Origin of the sequence: Actinoplanes sp. NPDC051346 (assembly GCF_040682215.1) — a bacterium.
Lineage (GTDB): Bacteria > Actinomycetota > Actinomycetes > Mycobacteriales > Micromonosporaceae > Actinoplanes.
Window position 1 is genome coordinate 53,336 of sequence record NZ_JBFBAJ010000002.1, and the last position, 15,105, is coordinate 68,440.

The following is a 15,105-nucleotide window of genomic DNA, read 5'->3' on the forward strand; positions in this document are numbered from 1 at the left end:
TCTGTTCATACAAGTATGAACGGACGGTCGGAAAATTTTTCTCAGATTTTTTCCACCGTCCTCACGCGACTGTCCTTCCTGGACTGTTAAGGACGGTCGTGACGGACCGTGACGCCGGCCACTCCGGCGCCCGCCCGGCCGGGCGAGGTGCGAACGAATCGCCTGCTCACCCGGCGGATGCCGGACGTTTCTGCGCGGGTCCGCGCGAGACGTCCGTCCCGCATTCTGGGCGCGCTCCCAGCGGAGCCGTTCTCGGCTCCGGGTGCGGAGCGGGCGGGCGATCGAGGGCCGTTGGTTCACGTATCGGCGGTTGTGAACATCGACCGATTGTTATTAGCGTGCCAACCACTCAGTTGATCCGCTTCACCGAACGGGCAGCTACAGCCAGCCGAACGGTGGAGTAGGCAGTCAGGGAGGCACGTTGCGAGATCGCAGGAAAACGACGCGTCGGGTGTTGGGTGCGACGACCATCGCGGCTGGTGCGCTGGCCGCGGCAGTGGTGGTCATGCCGGCCAGTGCGACGACCACACCGCAGTCGGACGGGGTCGGCACGGTCCACGGCGCCGGCGCGGCGGATGCCGTGGCCGACCGGTACATCGTGGTGCTCAAGCCCGGCGCCGGAAAGGTCTCGGCGGCCGCCACCCGGCTCGCCGGCCGGCACGACGGCACGGTGCAGCGCACCTTCAGCCACGCGCTGCGGGGCTTCTCGACCACGATGAGCGCGGCCGAGGCGCAGCGGCTGGCCGCCGACAAGAACGTGGCCTCGGTGCAGCAGGTCCGCCGGCTGCACACGATGGACACCCAGACCGACGCCGGTTGGGGTCTGGACCGGGTGGACCAGGCGGCCCTGCCGCTGGACAAGTCGTACACCTACCCCGGCACGGGCAAGGGGGTGCACGCGTACGTCGTCGACACTGGCATCCGCACCACCCACGAGGACTTCGGTGGTCGCGCGGAGAGCGGCTTCGACGCCGTCGACGGCGACACGGCCGACGACTGCAACGGACACGGTACGCACGTCGCCGGCACCATCGGCGGCACGAAGTACGGCATCGCCAAGGAAGTGAAGCTGGTGGCCGTGCGGGTGCTGGACTGCGAGGGCTCGGGCACCACCGAGCAGGTCGTCGCCGGCATCGACTGGGTCGCCGGCAACGCGGTCAAGCCGGCCGTGGCCAACATGAGCCTCGGCGGCGGCACGGACGCGGCCATCGACACCGCCGTGAAGGGCGCCGTCGGTGCCGGCGTCACGTTCGCGGTGGCCGCCGGTAACGACAACGCCGACGCCTGCGAAGGCAGCCCCTCCGGGGTGGCCGAGGCGATCACCGTCGGTGCGACCGCCGACACCGACGCCAGGGCCGACTTCTCCAACTTCGGCAAGTGCCTGGACGTCTTCGCTCCCGGCCAGGACATCGCCTCGTCCTGGATGGACAGCGACACCGCCACCAAGACGATCAGCGGCACGTCGATGGCGTCCCCGCACGTGGCCGGCGCCGCCGCCCTGGTGCTGGACGCCAAGCCCGAGGCCACCCCGGCCGAGGTCGCCACGGCGCTGACCGACGGTGCCACCGGTGACGTGGTCACCGACCCCGGCACCGGCTCGACCGCCAAGCTGCTGCGCATCGGTAGCTGACTCCACCGCTCGACCCCCGCGGCGGCGGGCTTCCGGCTCCCGGAGGTCCGCCGCCGTCCTTCTCTCCACACCCACGCTGTGCGAATCGACCCCTGGAGACCATCGATGCGCTTTTCCCGTGCCACCGCCGTCGCCGTCGTGGCTGTAGCGGCGACTGCCGCCGTAGCCGTACCCGCCCTCGCCGACGATGTGCCCGCGGTGCCGACCGTTCCCGCCGTACCGTCGAAGGCCGTCGCGCAGGAACAGTTGAACGCGCTGGCCGTCGACGCCGAGGGCTCCGGCGACGGCTACTCCCGCGAGAAGTTCCCGCACTGGGAGAACGTCGAGGGCAGCTGCAACACCCGCGAGACCGTGCTGCAGCGCGACGGCGACGCCGTCGTCGTCGACAATTCCTGCCAGCCCACCTCGGGCACCTGGCGCAGTCCCTATGACGGCGAGACCTGGACCGACGCGGCCGACGTCGACATCGACCACCTCGTGCCCCTGGCCGAGGCGTGGCGCTCGGGCGCCGACGCCTGGACCACCGAGCGCCGCGAACAGTTCGCCAACGACCTGGCCCATCCCCAGTTGGTCGCCGTGACCGACGATCTCAACCAGGCCAAGGGCGACCAGGACCCGGCCGAGTGGCAGCCGCCCCGCGCGGACTTCCAGTGCGCCTACGCCAAGATGTGGATCACCGTGAAGCACTCCTGGCAGCTGACCCTGCAGGATGCCGAGAAGTCGGCGTTGCAGGCGACCCTCGACGGTTGCGCCTCCTGATCCCTCCCTCGAGCAAATTTAGGTCGGATGACCTATAGTGCGGACCATGTTGATCCACGATCCGGATGGTCCGATCCTGCTCGCCGGGGGATACGGCGTCGTCGGCGCCGAGCTCGCCCACCTGCTGCACCAGCACCACCCCGAGTCGCCGCTGCTGCTGGCCGGCCGCCATCCGCGGTCCGCCGGCGGCAGCGGCGCCGCGGTCGCCGCCGCGACGGACGCCGGCCTTCTCCGCTGGGACCTCGCCGACCCGGCACCGCCCGTCGCGGTCCGCGCCCTGATCACGACCGTGAACGACCCCGCCGACCACGCGCTGCGCGGCTGCCTCACGGCCGGCGTGCCATACGTCGACATCACCCGCTGGACCAGCCGGCTGCAGGCGGCACTCGCGCTCACCGCCACCGTGCCCCCCAAGGCGCCGGTCGCGCTCTCCTCGGGCTGGATGGGCGGCCTCGTGCCGAGGATCGTGGGCCATCTCTGCGCCACGGTGGGCGGCGCCGCCGAGATCGATGTCGCGATCCGTTACGACGTACGGGACCGGGCGGGCGCGGACTCGGTGGAGTTCCTCGACCGCCTGGGCGTCGACTTTCCCGCCCGGGGCACGGACGGAGAGCGGATGGTGACTCCGCTGACGCAGGTGCGCACCGTGGCGATCGGCGCCGACCGGGTGCGGGTCGCGCGCATCGATACCCCGGAGCAGTTCACCCTGCCCATGACGCTGGGCGCTCGACGCAGCGCCACCCGGATCGGGTTCAGTGCCGGCTCGGCGACCGGGGCGCTGCTGACGTTGCGGCGCCTCGGCTTCTTCCGCGTGGCCCGCGGCGACCGGCTGCGCGGTCTGCGGCGCTCATTGATCTACCGTCCCGGCCCCGGCGGCGAGGCACGGCTGCGCATCGACGTCGCCGGACCGGAAGGGACCCGGACGGTCACTGTCGGCGATCCTCGCGGGCAGGCGCACCTGACGGCGGTCGGGGCGCTGCTTTCGCTGCGCGATGCGCTGGCGGCCCGCGGTGGCGTGCTCTTCCCTGAGTTGTCCGCGTCGCCGGACCTCCTGGCGCAGCTCGGCACCCTCGGCGTGCGGGTCGACGCCGAGGTCGGCCTGGAAGCCGCGGCGTGACCGGGGCCGATCCGGTGGGGGCGGCGGAGGCTCTGCCCGCGCGGCGGCTGACCGCTAAGGGGGCCGAACGCCGCCGCCGGATCCTGGACGCCGCGACCGAGCTCCTCGTTTCCGAAGGCCACGCCGCTCTCACGCTGCGCGGCGTCGCCGCTCGGGCGGAGATCCGCCTCGGCAATCTCCAGTACTACTTTCCGACCCGCGGCGACCTCGTCGCCGCGCTGCTCGACCGGCATCTTGTCGCGGCCCTCGACCGACTGCGCGGACCACTCGCCGCGCGGGACGCCGCGACACTGGTCCGGCTCCTGCTGGACGAGCATCTCGACCGGTCCCTGACCGTGCTGTTCACCGAGGTGTGGGCACTCGCGGGCCACGACGAGGGCGTGGCCGTCGCCGTCCGCGCCTTCTACCGCCGCTACGAGGAGCTCGTCGCCGCCGCGGTCTCCGGGCGTCGCCCGGACCTGACACCCACGGAGGCGGCGGCCCGGGCCCGGGTCTTCGTCAGCCTCATGGAGGGGGCGGCGCTGTTCCGCTCGGGCATCGCGGGCGACCCGCAGGCCGACTCCGACCAGCTGGTGTCGTCACTCGCCACCGGTCTGCTGGAGTAGCGCGACCGGCGGCGGATTTGCCCGTGGACGTACCGGGTATGAGCAGATCTTGCCGATGGTGAGGAGGTCGGATGCGGCGCGGCGTCAGTCTGCTCGTCGTGGTGGTGCTGCTGGTCGGCGGTTGCGGGTGGCCGCGTGACACCGGCACCACCCTCGCGGACGTCCGCGACGGCGTCCTGCGCGTGGGCGTCACCGAGAGCCCGCCCTGGGCCTGGGCACCCGATCAGGGCGACCCGCAGGGTGCCGAGGTGTGGCTGGTGCAGCGCCTGGCGCAGCGGCTGGGAGCCCGGATCGAGTGGTACCCGGGCTCGGAAACGGCGCTCATGCCGGCGCTGAAGGACCGCGTCCTCGATCTGGTCGTCGGGGGCCTGGACGCGCAGTCGCCGTGGATCGAGCACGCGTCGCTGACCCGCCCGTACGTGACGACGCGGACGTTCATCGCCGTGCCGCCCGGTGTGGCGGTTCCCGACGACCTGTCCGGTGTCCGGATCGCGGTGCCGGCCGGCACCGCGGAGGTGGCGGCGCTGACCTCGGAGGATGCCGACGTCGTGGCGGTGCCGGAGGTCACGGGCAGCGAGGGACTGCCGGTCGTGGTGGGGGAGTGGCGGCTGGGCGACAAGCTGCGGGCGTCCGAGCACGAGCTGGCCAAGCAGGACCATGTGTGGGCGGTGCCGCCGGGCGAGAACGGCTGGCAGGTGCAGGTGGAACACTTCCTGCTCGACCTGTCTCACGACGAGGTGACCGAGCTGCTGCTGCGGGCGGAGGACGCGCGGTGAGGGTCTCCGACCGGTTCGAGCTGCCACCCGACAAAGCCGCGCTGCATCGCCGGGCGGTACGGCTCGAGTGGTGGACGATCCTCTTCTTCGTGGTCGCGATCACGATGCTCGCGGTCACGTTGGGCCAGTCACAGGCGATGAAGGCGGCGTGGATCGAGGACATGCTGGGCCTGGTGCCGCCGGCGGCGTTCCTGATCGCGGCCCGCTACCGGACGCGTACGCCGACCACCCGCTTTCCGTACGGATATCACCGCTCGGTGAGCGTCGCGTTCCTGGCCGGAGCCGTCGCCCTGTTCGGCCTCGGCGGTTACGTGGTGTACGACTCGGCGATGCGGCTCGTCGCGCGGGAACGCCCGCCGATCGGCCTGGTCGAGGTGTTCGGGCAGCAGATCTGGCTGGGCTGGCCGATGATCGCCGTGCTGTTCGCCACGATGGTTCCGGCGATCATGCTGGGCCGGGTCAAGCAGCGGATCGCCCGCGACCTGCATGACAAAGTGCTCTTCGCCGACGCCGAGATGAACCGGGCGGACTGGTTGACCGCCGGAGCGGCGATCCTCGGCATCCTGGGCATCGGCGCCGGACTGTGGTGGGCCGACGCCGTCGCGGCGCTCATCATCGGCGCCGACATCGTCCGCGACGGAGTGCGTACCCTGCGCGGCGCGGTGGCGGATCTGATGGACGAGCGACCCCTGGTCGTCGACGGCAGCCGGCCGCACCCCCTGCCGGACCAGCTGCTCATGGCGGTGCTCGACCAGGACTGGGTCGCGGACGCCTGGCTGCGCCTGCGCGAGGAGGGTCACGTCTTCGCCGGCGAGCTGATCGTGGTGCCCCGACCGGACACCGACAGCCTGGTGGAACGGCTCGAGCGGCTGGAGAAGTTCGCCCGCGGCTTCGATTGGCGCATGCACGACCTGGTGATCGCCCCCGCGTCCCGCATCGAGGGCAAGCCCTGAGGGGTCGTGCTCAGACCCGGTTGCCCGCTCGCAGGTCGGTGGATTCCGCGTCCGCGGTGTAGCCGAGGAGGTCGATCAGGTTGCCCGTGGCCTTCGCGAAAGCATCCTGGATGTCATCGTCGAAGTGGTTGCGCCAGTCGCCGGGCCGTCCCTTGCGGTAGTGCGACACCTCTCCCGCGCCCTTACGGTTGTTCATCTCCGAGAAGCTGTACCGGGAGAGAAGGGTCGTCAGCTCGCGCTGCGGGATGACGATGCCGCAGTGGCGCATCAGCTGATCCACCTGCTCGGTCTGCCGGGGCCCGGTCAGGTCCTCGTATCGGAACAGGCGGACGACGCCGGTGTCCGGTGCGGTGGCCCATGACCGAAGTGCCTTGAACGTGCCCTTCTTGGCGAGATGGTCGATGAGATACAGCATTCCGTCCTTGAACGGCTTCTCCTGGAGCACCGCGCGGACCTTGGGGATGTCGCCCATGGGCGCGTGTGACTTGCGCGTGGAGAAGTAGCTCGACACCACCATGTCGCGCGGGTCCCGCAGGACGAAGAAGGCCCGGTGGCTGTCCGGCTTCGGGATGGCGTCGAAGCGCTGGCGGGAGAAGAAGAGCGACAGGGCCACCCGGTCGCGCGGGCAGACCTGCGGGTGGCTCCAGTTGTAGAACCGGGGGTCATAGGTGGGCAGCCCGGAGTGGCGATACACGATGGGATCACTGAACAGCGCTTTGACCCATTGGCTGGCCGTCTTACGCACCGCGCAGTGATAAATGTTCACGTATTCGCAATGGGAAACCACCGGAACCGTGAGCCGCAATCTGGCGTTGTGTGCCTCGAGCATTGTGCGACGCACCACGACCCGCATGGAATTGGGCGTGTGCTGCTTGGCGTACATGACAGTGCGATTGAGCATCGTTCAGGCCCTCGTCCTACCGCGCAGAAATAGCCACAAGGGGGTCGATTTCCCTGCTCACTGCAGGTTCTTCTCACCGCCATGCGACACCTTGCAGGTAGCGCACGTTACATCAACACCGTGTAAACTGCCAGCGTTGCGGCCCGAGCCCAACCCGCGTGAGAGATCACGGATAAGGGCGCCGAAAAGATCAACAAATACGATCTCGAATTGGCATCGCCGGTGGTCGGCCTCAGGACAGGGCGAAATCTCCGCTGGCGTCCACCGAGGCGGCGTCCGCCGACGGCGGCTCCTCGCGGATGCAACCGCCGGACTTGCCCACCACCTTCAGACCGGTCCGGTCCCCGGCCCCCCAGACGGCCTTCTTCCGGCTCATCACCGGGTACATGATCTGCTTCGGGTCGTCGATCGACGGGTGGGCCAGGCCCACGGCATGCCCGAGCTCGTGCATCAGGAGCTGGCCGCGGGTGCCCTGCCAGCCCACCCGGGGTCCGGCGCCGAAGCCGCCCTTCACCGTCACGCGCGTGTTCAGCACGACACCGGCCCACCGGATGTGGCCCACCTTCTTGCCCTTCGCGGTGTACCCGGTGGTCCACGCGGGCCCACCCACCCCGGCCGGGCCGTCCTTCGGCAGCCATTCGCTCTGCTTGCCCGGGGTCACCCACGCGACCACCAGCTGGGTGTTGGCCGGATAGTCGGGGTTGTACCCGGCCTTGGCGTGCGGCACGGCGTTGGTCTTCCCCCGGTACACGAACCTCAGACCGCTGGCTTTGCTGACCCGCCGGATCGCGCCCTTGAGGTCCTTGAGCGCGCCCTTCGGCGCCCGGGCCGGATTGAACCGGTAGCCGATGGCCGCGCACGGGTTCCAGCGGGCGATCGGGTCGCCCATGGTGGCGTACGCCTTGCGGTTGCCCGGCGCCTTGGCCCACGCGAACGCCGTCCCGGCCGGAAGCATCGGCTGGGTGACGGCGGTGTGCGCCACCTGGATCGCTCCCACCGTGGTTCCCGGGACGGCGTCCGCCCGCGCGGGCGCCGGTGCGGCGGCGGAGGCGCAGCCGGTGGCGACGACGGCGAGGACCGCGGCGAAACGGTGCCGGAGGGGGAGCGACATGACTTCTCCAGTGGTCGGGGTAGCCGCCTGATCGGCAGTCCGGTCCCGAACCTGTGAGAACTCGCCGGCTCGACGGCGTCGGCGGCGGACGCAACGCAACGGCAACCCGACCCCTCCCCGGCGGATACCGGAACCGGGCCACTCTGAACTCGCGTCCATCGGTCACCTGCCGCCGGCGCGGGAAGGTGGGTCGCCGGATGACATTCGAGGTGCGTCTCTTCGCCGCCGCAGCGGTCGCCGCCGGTACGTTGGCCGCCGCCGTGGCGAGCGTGCCGTCCACTGTCACCTCGGCACCACCGGTGGCGCAGGACGCGGCGCCCGTCTGGACGCCCGTCACCTCGGGTCTGACCGAGAACCCGAACGAACTGCTGCCGGAACACATCAGTGCCCGGGAGCCGGTGAGCATCGTCAGCACCGCGCTGGATTCCACCGGCCGGCCGGTGGTGACCACCCGCAGTGCCACCGATCGGGAACAGGCTCAGCTACTGATCCGCGCCGGGCAGCGGGCACCGGGCGCGGTCGTGGTCGAACTCGACGTCCCCGTCCGGCAGCTGGACGCGCCGACCGGAACCGACCAGTACCGCGCCTCGCAGTGGGACTTCGGCAAGCTGCGGACCGCCACCGCGTGGCAACGCTCGACCGGCGCCGGTGTCACGGTGGCGGTCATCGACAGCGGCGTCGAAGCCTCCCACCCCGATCTTGCCGGCAACGTCCTGCCCGGCATCGACCTGGTTGCCGGCACGTCCGGCGTCAGCTCGGATCCCAACGGGCACGGCACCCACGTCGCCGGCACCATCGCCGCCGTCACCGGCAACGGCACCGGCATCTCCGCCATCGCGCCCGACGCGCGCATCCTGCCCGTCCGGGCCCTCAACGCGTCGGGCAGCGGCGTCATGTCCGATGTGGCGACCGGCATCGTCTATGCCGCGGATCAGGGAGCCCAGATCATCAACATGTCCCTCGGCGCGCCCAACCAGGTGGCGTCGGTGACCAACGCCATCGCCTACGCCCGCTCCCGTGGGGTGGTCGTGGTCGCCGCGGCGGGCAACTACCGGACCAACGGCAGCCCCACCATGTGGCCGGCAGCCGACCCCGGCGTCATCGCGGTCGCCTCCACCGACTCGACGGACACCTACAGCGGCTTCTCCAACCGGGGCAGCTACGTCGACGTGGCCGCGCCCGGCACCGGCATCCTCAGCACGGTCCCCGTCGCCAGGGGCGGATACGCCTACTACAGCGGCACCTCCATGGCGTCGCCCCACGTCGCCGCGGTCGCCGCGCTGCTGAAGGGTGCGGATTCCGCCCTGACCCCGGACGAGATCGAGCAGGCTCTGACGGGTACGGCCACCGACCTCGGCGCCGCCGGATGGGACGCCGACTACGGCCACGGCCGAATCAACCCGGTGGATGCCCTCGCCGCGGCAGTGCCCGTGGCCGCGCCGACCACCGCCCCGACGACCTCACCGACCCCGGCGGCGCCGACGACAGCGCCGACGTCGAACGCGCCGACCTCGGCTCCCGTCGCCCCGTCGCCGACCGTCGAGCCCACGGTCGCGCCGACGGCCCCGAACCCGCCCGTCGTCCCGTCGCCGACCGCCACCCAGACCCTCGCGCCCACCGTCACCCCGACCGCCGCACCTACCCCGACCAGCACCCCCACGGCGCCCCGGACGACACCCGTGGTGTCCGGCAAGGGGTCGGCGCGGACGGTGGACTACGCGACGGCGGCCACCACGACGTTCACCGTGACCGCGGGGAAGCAGCCCTGGGCGGGCCGGCCGGCGTCGATCTGCGTCGCCGGACCGACCGGGGGATTCCGCTGCACGGCGACCACGACATCGGACACCGGCACCGTGCGACACAGCCAGGCGGTCACCAGCCGCTACTCCGTCAGGCTGGTGGTCGCCGCGACGGCAACGTCGCACCAGGTGAGCTCGGCGACGTTCACCTACGTGCCGCGCACCGTCGTACGCCTGACCAAAGGCGGGAAGGGCGCGGTGACCGCGACCATCCGGGGTGCCGCGGGGCAGACGGTGCGGTTGCAGCGCCTCGACGGCCGGTCCTGGGTCACCGTGGTCAGCTACCGCGCGACGGAGCGGCGTGCCATCGCCCGGCTCCGGACGGGGTCGCAGTACCGGCTCGTGGTGACCACGACGCCGTCCGTCGTCGGCGCGGTCAGCGCGGTCGTCCGCCTCTGACCGGCGTCAGCGCTGAGAGGCGCTGCGACTGAGCAGAGCCTGCACGTGTGACCGCAGGCGGGAGGGGCTGAACGGCTTCTCCAGCCAGCGGTCCACCGAGAACAGGTCCCGGTGCTTGTCGGTGCCGGTCAGCAGGATGATGGGCACCTCGGCGATGGTGTGGTCCTCGCGCATGGCCCGGACGAGTTCCAGGCCGGTCATGCCGGGCATCATCTGGTCGGTGACCAGGAGATCGGGCTGGTTCTCGCGCATCGCCGTCAACGCCTCGGGCGCGCTGACCGCGGACAGAACCTCGTGACCGTCGACGCGCAGGGTCGTCTCGATGAGATCCCGCACGTCGGTATCGTCGTCGACCACCATTATCAGAGCCATGGCGCCCTTCCTGTGTCTGCCCAGATTATGAGGCATCCTGGGTGTCGGCAGCGGGGAACCTCTGATTCAGCCACCTGAAGAGGTCCGGGAGCACCGCCCGCCAGGTGGCGAAGTTGTGCCCACCCGGCCGGTCGTCGACGACCGTCGCCGTGTCCGGTGCGTGCACCAGCGGCCTGAAGGCCCGCAGATCCCGCTGTGCCGCGCGATCGCCCGTTCCGGCGAAGAGGAACAGGTGCGTCGGTGCGGGCCGGCGCTGACCGATCATGATCCGCGGGTCGTTGGCGCGGCGCAGAGCCAGGTTGCCCTGGTAGAGGTCGCCGGTCGACCGGTCGATGAGCGGCCGGAAGTAGCCGGACAGGACGCCGGCGGCCGAGAACCGGTCCGGGTGGCGCAGGGCCAGGTTCGCCGCGCAGAAGCCGCCCGTCGAATAGCCCACCAGGGACCAGTTGTCGCGGCCGCCCGCCGCCCGGAAGTTGCGCTCGATCACCTCGGGGACGTCGGAGGTGAGGTAGGTGTCGGCCCGGACACCGAGCGCGGAGTCGACGCATTCGCTGTCCCGGCCCCGGACGGGGTCCTGCTCGACCATGACGCCGATCACGGGTGCCAGCTGTCGCGCGCTGATCGCCTGGTCCAGCGCGTCGGGCACGCCCATGGTCACGCGGAAGCTCTCCGGGGTGCCCGGGTATCCGGCCAGGAACATCACGACGGGGAACTTCTGCCGGGCGGCCGGGGGAGAGGTGTAGGCGGGGGGCAGGTAGATCTGCGCCGGGAGCGCGTACCCGGTGCGCGCGCCGGCCAGCAGGGCCGGGACGACGGTGCCCTTGCCCTGCTGGGCGGGGTGCTCGGCGAGCCAACGGGCGAGATCGTCCTTGCTGGTGCCGTCCGAGGTCAGCTTCGGCGAGCCGGGCGGGATCGAGGACGCGTAGCTGTCGGTGTTGCCCTGACCGAACAGTTCGCCGAGGGTGACGTAGAAGTTCGCCTGCCGGTTGATGACGGAGGCGATGCTGAGCAGCACCAGCAGTTGGACGAGGATCAGCCCGAGGGCGCGGTGCGGGGTGCGGATCCGGCCCCGGTCCCAGAACTTCGCGGTGGCCACCGCGGCGGCCACGGTGAGCCCGATGAGCAGACCGATCACCCAGCCGCTGGTGATGACGATGCCGCTCACTGGAGCACCCCCGTCTGCGCGGTCTGCTTCAGGCCGGTCGGCACCACGGCCTCGGCGCGCGGCGTCGGCACCGGGCGTCGTTGTCCCGGGGGCGCGATGAACCCCTCGGCGATGGCGGCGGCGACTCCCACCCTCGGCAGGTCCCGCCCACGCGGATAGCAGACGAAGCGGGGCAGCCAGGTGGGCTGGTATTTCTCGTTGGCCCGGTAGAGCGACTCGAGCTGCCACCACCGGGAGGCGAACATGAGTGCGGCGCGCCACCAGCGCAGCAGCGGGCCGGCGCCCAGCTGCTCGCCGCGGGCGAAGGCGGAACGGAACATCGCGAAGTTGAGGGAGACGCGTGTGACGCCCATCGTCTCGGCCCGCGCCAGCAGCTCCACGATCATGAATTCGAAGGTTCCGTTGGGGGTGTCCGGGTCCTTGCGCATCAGGTCCAGCGAGAGGCCGTCGGCACCCCACGGGACGAAGCCGAGCACCGCCACGGGGCGGGCCTGGGCGTCACGCACCTCGACCACCACGTATTCCAGGTCGTCCGGGTGGGCGAAACGACCGAGGGCCATGGAGAAGCCACGTTCCACGGGGCCGTCCCGCCACTGCTCGGCGTGCCGGCAGAGCTCGTCCATCGTGCTGGGCGCGACGTCTCCCACCCGGTGGATCAGGACCTCGTAGCCGGCCCGCTGGACCCGGTTGACGGCCTGGCGGACGGCGCGCATCGGCCGTCCCTCCAGGCTGAACTCGTCGGTGCGCAGCACGGCCTCGTCGCCGATCTCCAGCACCCGCAGGCCCGCCCGGGAGTAGGCCCGTGCCCCGGCCGCGCCGGCGCCCAGGACGGCCGGGATCCAGCCGTGCGCCTCGGCCTCCCGCCGCCATGCCTCGATGGCGCCGGACCAGTCCGCCTGGACACCGATCGGATCCCCGCTGGCCAGGCTCACCCCGTTGACCACGCGGTAGCAGACGGCCGACTTGCCGGTCGCGGACAGGATGGTCGACTTGTCGTCGCGCAGGGCGAAGTATCCGAGCGAGTCCTGACCGCCGTGCTTGGTGAGCAGTTCGCGCAGCTGAGGCTGCTGGGTGCTCGCCACGCGGTCACTCCCGCGACCCGGGCGCAGGCCCAGGTAGGCGGCGAGGATCACGATCGCCGCACCGGCCACACCGACGCTCACGGCGACCCAGGTCGGGGGTGCCGCCTCCAGGTGCGGTTGGCGGATCCCCAGGAGCCCGCGCACCAGATACCAGGCGCCGCAGACCGCGCGGTGGGTGCCGCTCGCGGTGCCGGGGCTGAACGCCGTCAGCATCAACCAGCTCGCGACCGGTCCCAGCACGACGAGCGAGGCCAGCAGCGCGGTGGTCGACCGGCGGGGCCGGGGCCGCGCCGCGGTGAACTCGCCACCCGCGGCCAGGACGACGGCCAACAGCAGCACGCCGACGCCGAGCCGCAGGCCGGTGCCGTGTCCGCCGTAGCGGTGCGCGCTCTCCACCATGGTTCCGGCGGCCACCAGCGCGATCTTGACGGACATCAGGCCCACCAGCCAGAGCCAGGCGGTGCGCTGCCGGCGGCTCAGGCCGCGGGCGACGATGAGGTAGAGGACGCCGCCCGCCGCCGTACTCATGGCGGGAAGCCCGGACCACAGCGACGCGTCACCGGCGAGATCGGCTCGGATGGCGCCCAGGGCGGCCAGGATGCCCAGTGCTCCGACGACGCCGCACAGCACGGCGGCGACCGTAGGCACCCGCCGACGCCAGTTCCGCCAGGCGGCGGACCGCGGCGCGGCCTGCTCCTGTCCCGTTGCCGAACCGGCATCCTGTCGTGCCACAACACCCTCCCCGTCGATATGGCGGCGATCCCGCGGCGCTGCCGCGCACAAGATCAGCCATTGATCGAGAGAGTGCCATCAGTGCGCTACTCCCGGCATCCGTCGAAGAGCAGACCCGTCGCGCACGCTCTCCACCGTAAGGTGGAGCAAAGCCCGATACATGTACGCATCGACGCGTCCCACTTACGCACCGTCGCCGGACCCCGGGCACTGTCGGCTACCGGACCCCGTCCATCAGGCGGGTGATCGACCGCGTGCCCAGCGCCAGCGCCGAGCCCAGGACGATCGCCACGACACCGAGCACCCCGAAGTACGCCACCTCGCCGTCGGCGCTGTAGTAGCGGGCCAGGACGCCCGACAGCGCGGTGCCCAACGCCACGGACAGGAAGAACAGGGCCACCATCTGGGTCTGGAAGGCGCGGGGAGCGAGCTTGGTGGCCAGCGACAGCCCGACCGGAGACAACAGGAGCTCGGCGACCGTGAAGACGAAGAGGATGCCGGCGAGCGCGAGCAGCGGAGCGCTGTTCGGCCCACCCCCGGCCAGCGGCAGGAACAGCAGGAAGGCCACACCCATGATCGCCGTGCCGGTGGCGAATTTCACCGGGGCGGACGGCTGCCGATCGCCGAGCCGGGTCCACAGCGCGGCGAACGCCCCCGACAGCAGGATGATGAACACCGGATTGATCGACTGGACCCAGGACACCGGCAGCTGCCAGCCGAGAACCGTACGGTCGAGCCGCTGGTCGGAGTAGAGCGTCACGACCGTGAACTGCTGCTGGTAGAGCGACCAGAATGCGGCGCTGGCGAGAAACATCGGAATGAACGCCAGCACCCGCCGCCGCTCCGTCCGGGTGATCTCGCGGCTGGCGAGGATCACCACGAAGTAGCAGACGGCGGCGGCCGCGCTGACGACCACGACGATGGTGGCGAGCCGGTCCGCGGCCAGCACGCCGGTGGCCGCCAGGATCGCGATGGTCGCGGCGACGACGCCGAACGTGACGGCGGCCGCCGCGCGCCTGCCGGCGGGAAGCGGGTGGGGCACCTCGCGCGCCGAGTCCGGCAGGCGGCGCCGGCCCACGGCGTACTGGGCCAGGCCGATGGCCATGCCGACCGCGGCCAGGCCGAAGCCGACGTGGAAGCCGGCGGTCTTCTGCAACAGGCCGGTCAGCAGCGGCCCGGCCAGGGCGCCGAGGTTGATGCCCAGATAGAACAGGGAGAAGCCGGCGTCGCGCCGCTCGTCGCCCTCGGCGTAGAGGGTGCCGACCAGAGAGGTGGCGTTGGCCTTCACGCCGCCGCTGCCGATCGCGATGAGCACCAGGCCGACGGCGACGCCCGCCAGCCCGGGCAGGGTGGCCAGCGCGAGGTGCCCGCACATCACCAGCACCGCGCTGAGGAACAGGACGCGTTCGGAGCCGAGCAGCCGGTCGGCGAGCCAGGCGCCGAGGATCGTCGACAGATAGACGGCGCCGCCGTACGCGCCCACGATGCTGGTGGCGGTGTCCTCGCTGATCCCGAGGCCCCCGTCGGCGGCCGAGTAGTACAGATAGATGAGCAGGATGCCCTGCATGCCGTAGAACGAGAACCGCTCCCACAGCTCCACCCCGAACAGGGTGGACAGCGCACGGGGTTGCCCGAAGAAGGTCTTCTCCTGCGTCACGGTCATGGTGCGGGCGCTACCCCGAGAGGCCGCCGGGCAAACGACGG

13 protein-coding genes are annotated in these 15,105 nt (G+C 71.3%); 7 read left to right on the forward strand and 6 right to left on the reverse strand.

All coding sequences use genetic code 11. The annotated features are described in order from the left end of the window. The first annotated feature begins 451 nt into the window (after positions 1-451). The 6 genes from AB0M36_RS04740 to AB0M36_RS04765 all read left to right on the forward strand — a co-directional run bounded on the left by AB0M36_RS04740 (position 452) and on the right by AB0M36_RS04765 (position 5,840). On the forward strand, positions 452-1,630 hold the full coding sequence (locus AB0M36_RS04740) for a S8 family peptidase (protein ID WP_364152446.1): 1,179 nt from the start codon (positions 452-454) through the stop codon (positions 1,628-1,630). 105 nt (positions 1,631-1,735) lie between these two features. Beyond that, the gene (locus AB0M36_RS04745) at positions 1,736-2,389 is read left to right on the forward strand and encodes an HNH endonuclease family protein (protein WP_364152449.1); all 654 of its coding nucleotides are present in this window, start codon (positions 1,736-1,738) and stop codon (positions 2,387-2,389) included. A gap of 46 nt (positions 2,390-2,435) precedes the next feature. Next, positions 2,436-3,506 carry a hypothetical protein gene (locus tag AB0M36_RS04750; protein WP_364152452.1) on the forward strand — a complete coding sequence of 357 codons (1,071 nt, stop codon included), beginning with the start codon at positions 2,436-2,438 and terminating at the stop codon, positions 3,504-3,506. Next, positions 3,503-4,111 carry a TetR family transcriptional regulator gene (locus AB0M36_RS04755; RefSeq protein ID WP_364152455.1) on the forward strand — a complete coding sequence of 203 codons (609 nt, stop codon included), beginning with the start codon at positions 3,503-3,505 and terminating at the stop codon, positions 4,109-4,111. Before AB0M36_RS04750 ends, AB0M36_RS04755 begins: the two co-directional genes overlap by 4 nt. 71 nt (positions 4,112-4,182) lie before the next feature. Then, positions 4,183-4,887: a transporter substrate-binding domain-containing protein gene (locus tag AB0M36_RS04760; RefSeq protein ID WP_364152458.1), complete on the forward strand. Its 705-nt coding sequence runs from the start codon at positions 4,183-4,185 to the stop codon at positions 4,885-4,887. Beyond that, entirely contained in the window at positions 4,884-5,840 is a 957-nt protein-coding gene (locus AB0M36_RS04765) for a cation transporter (protein ID WP_364152461.1), read from the forward strand. Before AB0M36_RS04760 ends, AB0M36_RS04765 begins: the two co-directional genes overlap by 4 nt. Before the next feature lie 10 nt (positions 5,841-5,850). On the opposite strand, the gene AB0M36_RS04770 is transcribed toward AB0M36_RS04765, so the two are convergent. Both AB0M36_RS04770 and AB0M36_RS04775 read right to left on the reverse strand, forming a co-directional pair. Then, positions 5,851-6,741, reverse strand: a complete 891-nt coding sequence (locus tag AB0M36_RS04770; RefSeq protein WP_364152464.1) for a sulfotransferase domain-containing protein — start codon at positions 6,739-6,741, stop codon at positions 5,851-5,853. A 232-nt stretch (positions 6,742-6,973) separates the two neighbouring features. After that, positions 6,974-7,852, reverse strand: a complete 879-nt coding sequence (locus AB0M36_RS04775) for a hypothetical protein (RefSeq protein WP_364152467.1) — start codon at positions 7,850-7,852, stop codon at positions 6,974-6,976. 197 nt (positions 7,853-8,049) lie between these two features. On the opposite strand from AB0M36_RS04775, the gene AB0M36_RS04780 reads away from it, so the two are divergent. Next, the gene (locus AB0M36_RS04780; RefSeq protein WP_364152470.1) at positions 8,050-10,050 is read left to right on the forward strand and encodes a S8 family peptidase; all 2,001 of its coding nucleotides are present in this window, start codon (positions 8,050-8,052) and stop codon (positions 10,048-10,050) included. A 6-nt stretch (positions 10,051-10,056) separates the two neighbouring features. On the opposite strand, the gene AB0M36_RS04785 is transcribed toward AB0M36_RS04780, so the two are convergent. The 4 genes from AB0M36_RS04785 to AB0M36_RS04800 form a co-directional block, all read right to left on the reverse strand. After that, positions 10,057-10,422, reverse strand: a complete 366-nt coding sequence (locus tag AB0M36_RS04785) for a response regulator (RefSeq protein ID WP_364152473.1) — start codon at positions 10,420-10,422, stop codon at positions 10,057-10,059. Between the two features lie 25 nt (positions 10,423-10,447). Next, complete coding sequence (locus AB0M36_RS04790; protein WP_364152476.1) at positions 10,448-11,587, reverse strand: alpha/beta fold hydrolase; 1,140 nt, start codon at positions 11,585-11,587, stop codon at positions 10,448-10,450. Next, positions 11,584-13,401 carry a phosphatidylglycerol lysyltransferase domain-containing protein gene (locus AB0M36_RS04795; protein ID WP_364152479.1) on the reverse strand — a complete coding sequence of 606 codons (1,818 nt, stop codon included), beginning with the start codon at positions 13,399-13,401 and terminating at the stop codon, positions 11,584-11,586. Before AB0M36_RS04795 ends, AB0M36_RS04790 begins: the two co-directional genes overlap by 4 nt. Positions 13,402-13,618: 217 nt before the next feature. Next, a complete protein-coding gene (locus AB0M36_RS04800; protein ID WP_364152482.1) occupies positions 13,619-15,064 on the reverse strand; it encodes a peptide MFS transporter in 1,446 nt (481 codons plus the stop codon). Positions 15,065-15,105: the final 41 nt, after the last annotated feature.

What these genes read in the sequence shown, in the direction of transcription:
- AB0M36_RS04745 (WP_364152449.1), top strand. Translation starts at nt 1,736, where the DNA reads ATGCGCTTTTCCCGTGCCACCGCCGTCGCCGTCGTGGCTGTAGCGGCG.
- AB0M36_RS04750 (WP_364152452.1), top strand. Translation starts at nt 2,436, where the DNA reads ATGTTGATCCACGATCCGGATGGTCCGATCCTGCTCGCCGGGGGATAC.
- AB0M36_RS04760 (WP_364152458.1), top strand. Translation starts at nt 4,183, where the DNA reads ATGCGGCGCGGCGTCAGTCTGCTCGTCGTGGTGGTGCTGCTGGTCGGC.
- AB0M36_RS04770 (WP_364152464.1), bottom strand. Translation starts at nt 6,741, where the DNA reads ATGCTCAATCGCACTGTCATGTACGCCAAGCAGCACACGCCCAATTCC.
- AB0M36_RS04775 (WP_364152467.1), bottom strand. Translation starts at nt 7,852, where the DNA reads ATGTCGCTCCCCCTCCGGCACCGTTTCGCCGCGGTCCTCGCCGTCGTC.
- AB0M36_RS04780 (WP_364152470.1), top strand. Translation starts at nt 8,050, where the DNA reads ATGACATTCGAGGTGCGTCTCTTCGCCGCCGCAGCGGTCGCCGCCGGT.
- AB0M36_RS04785 (WP_364152473.1), bottom strand. Translation starts at nt 10,422, where the DNA reads ATGGCTCTGATAATGGTGGTCGACGACGATACCGACGTGCGGGATCTC.
- AB0M36_RS04800 (WP_364152482.1), bottom strand. Translation starts at nt 15,064, where the DNA reads ATGACCGTGACGCAGGAGAAGACCTTCTTCGGGCAACCCCGTGCGCTG.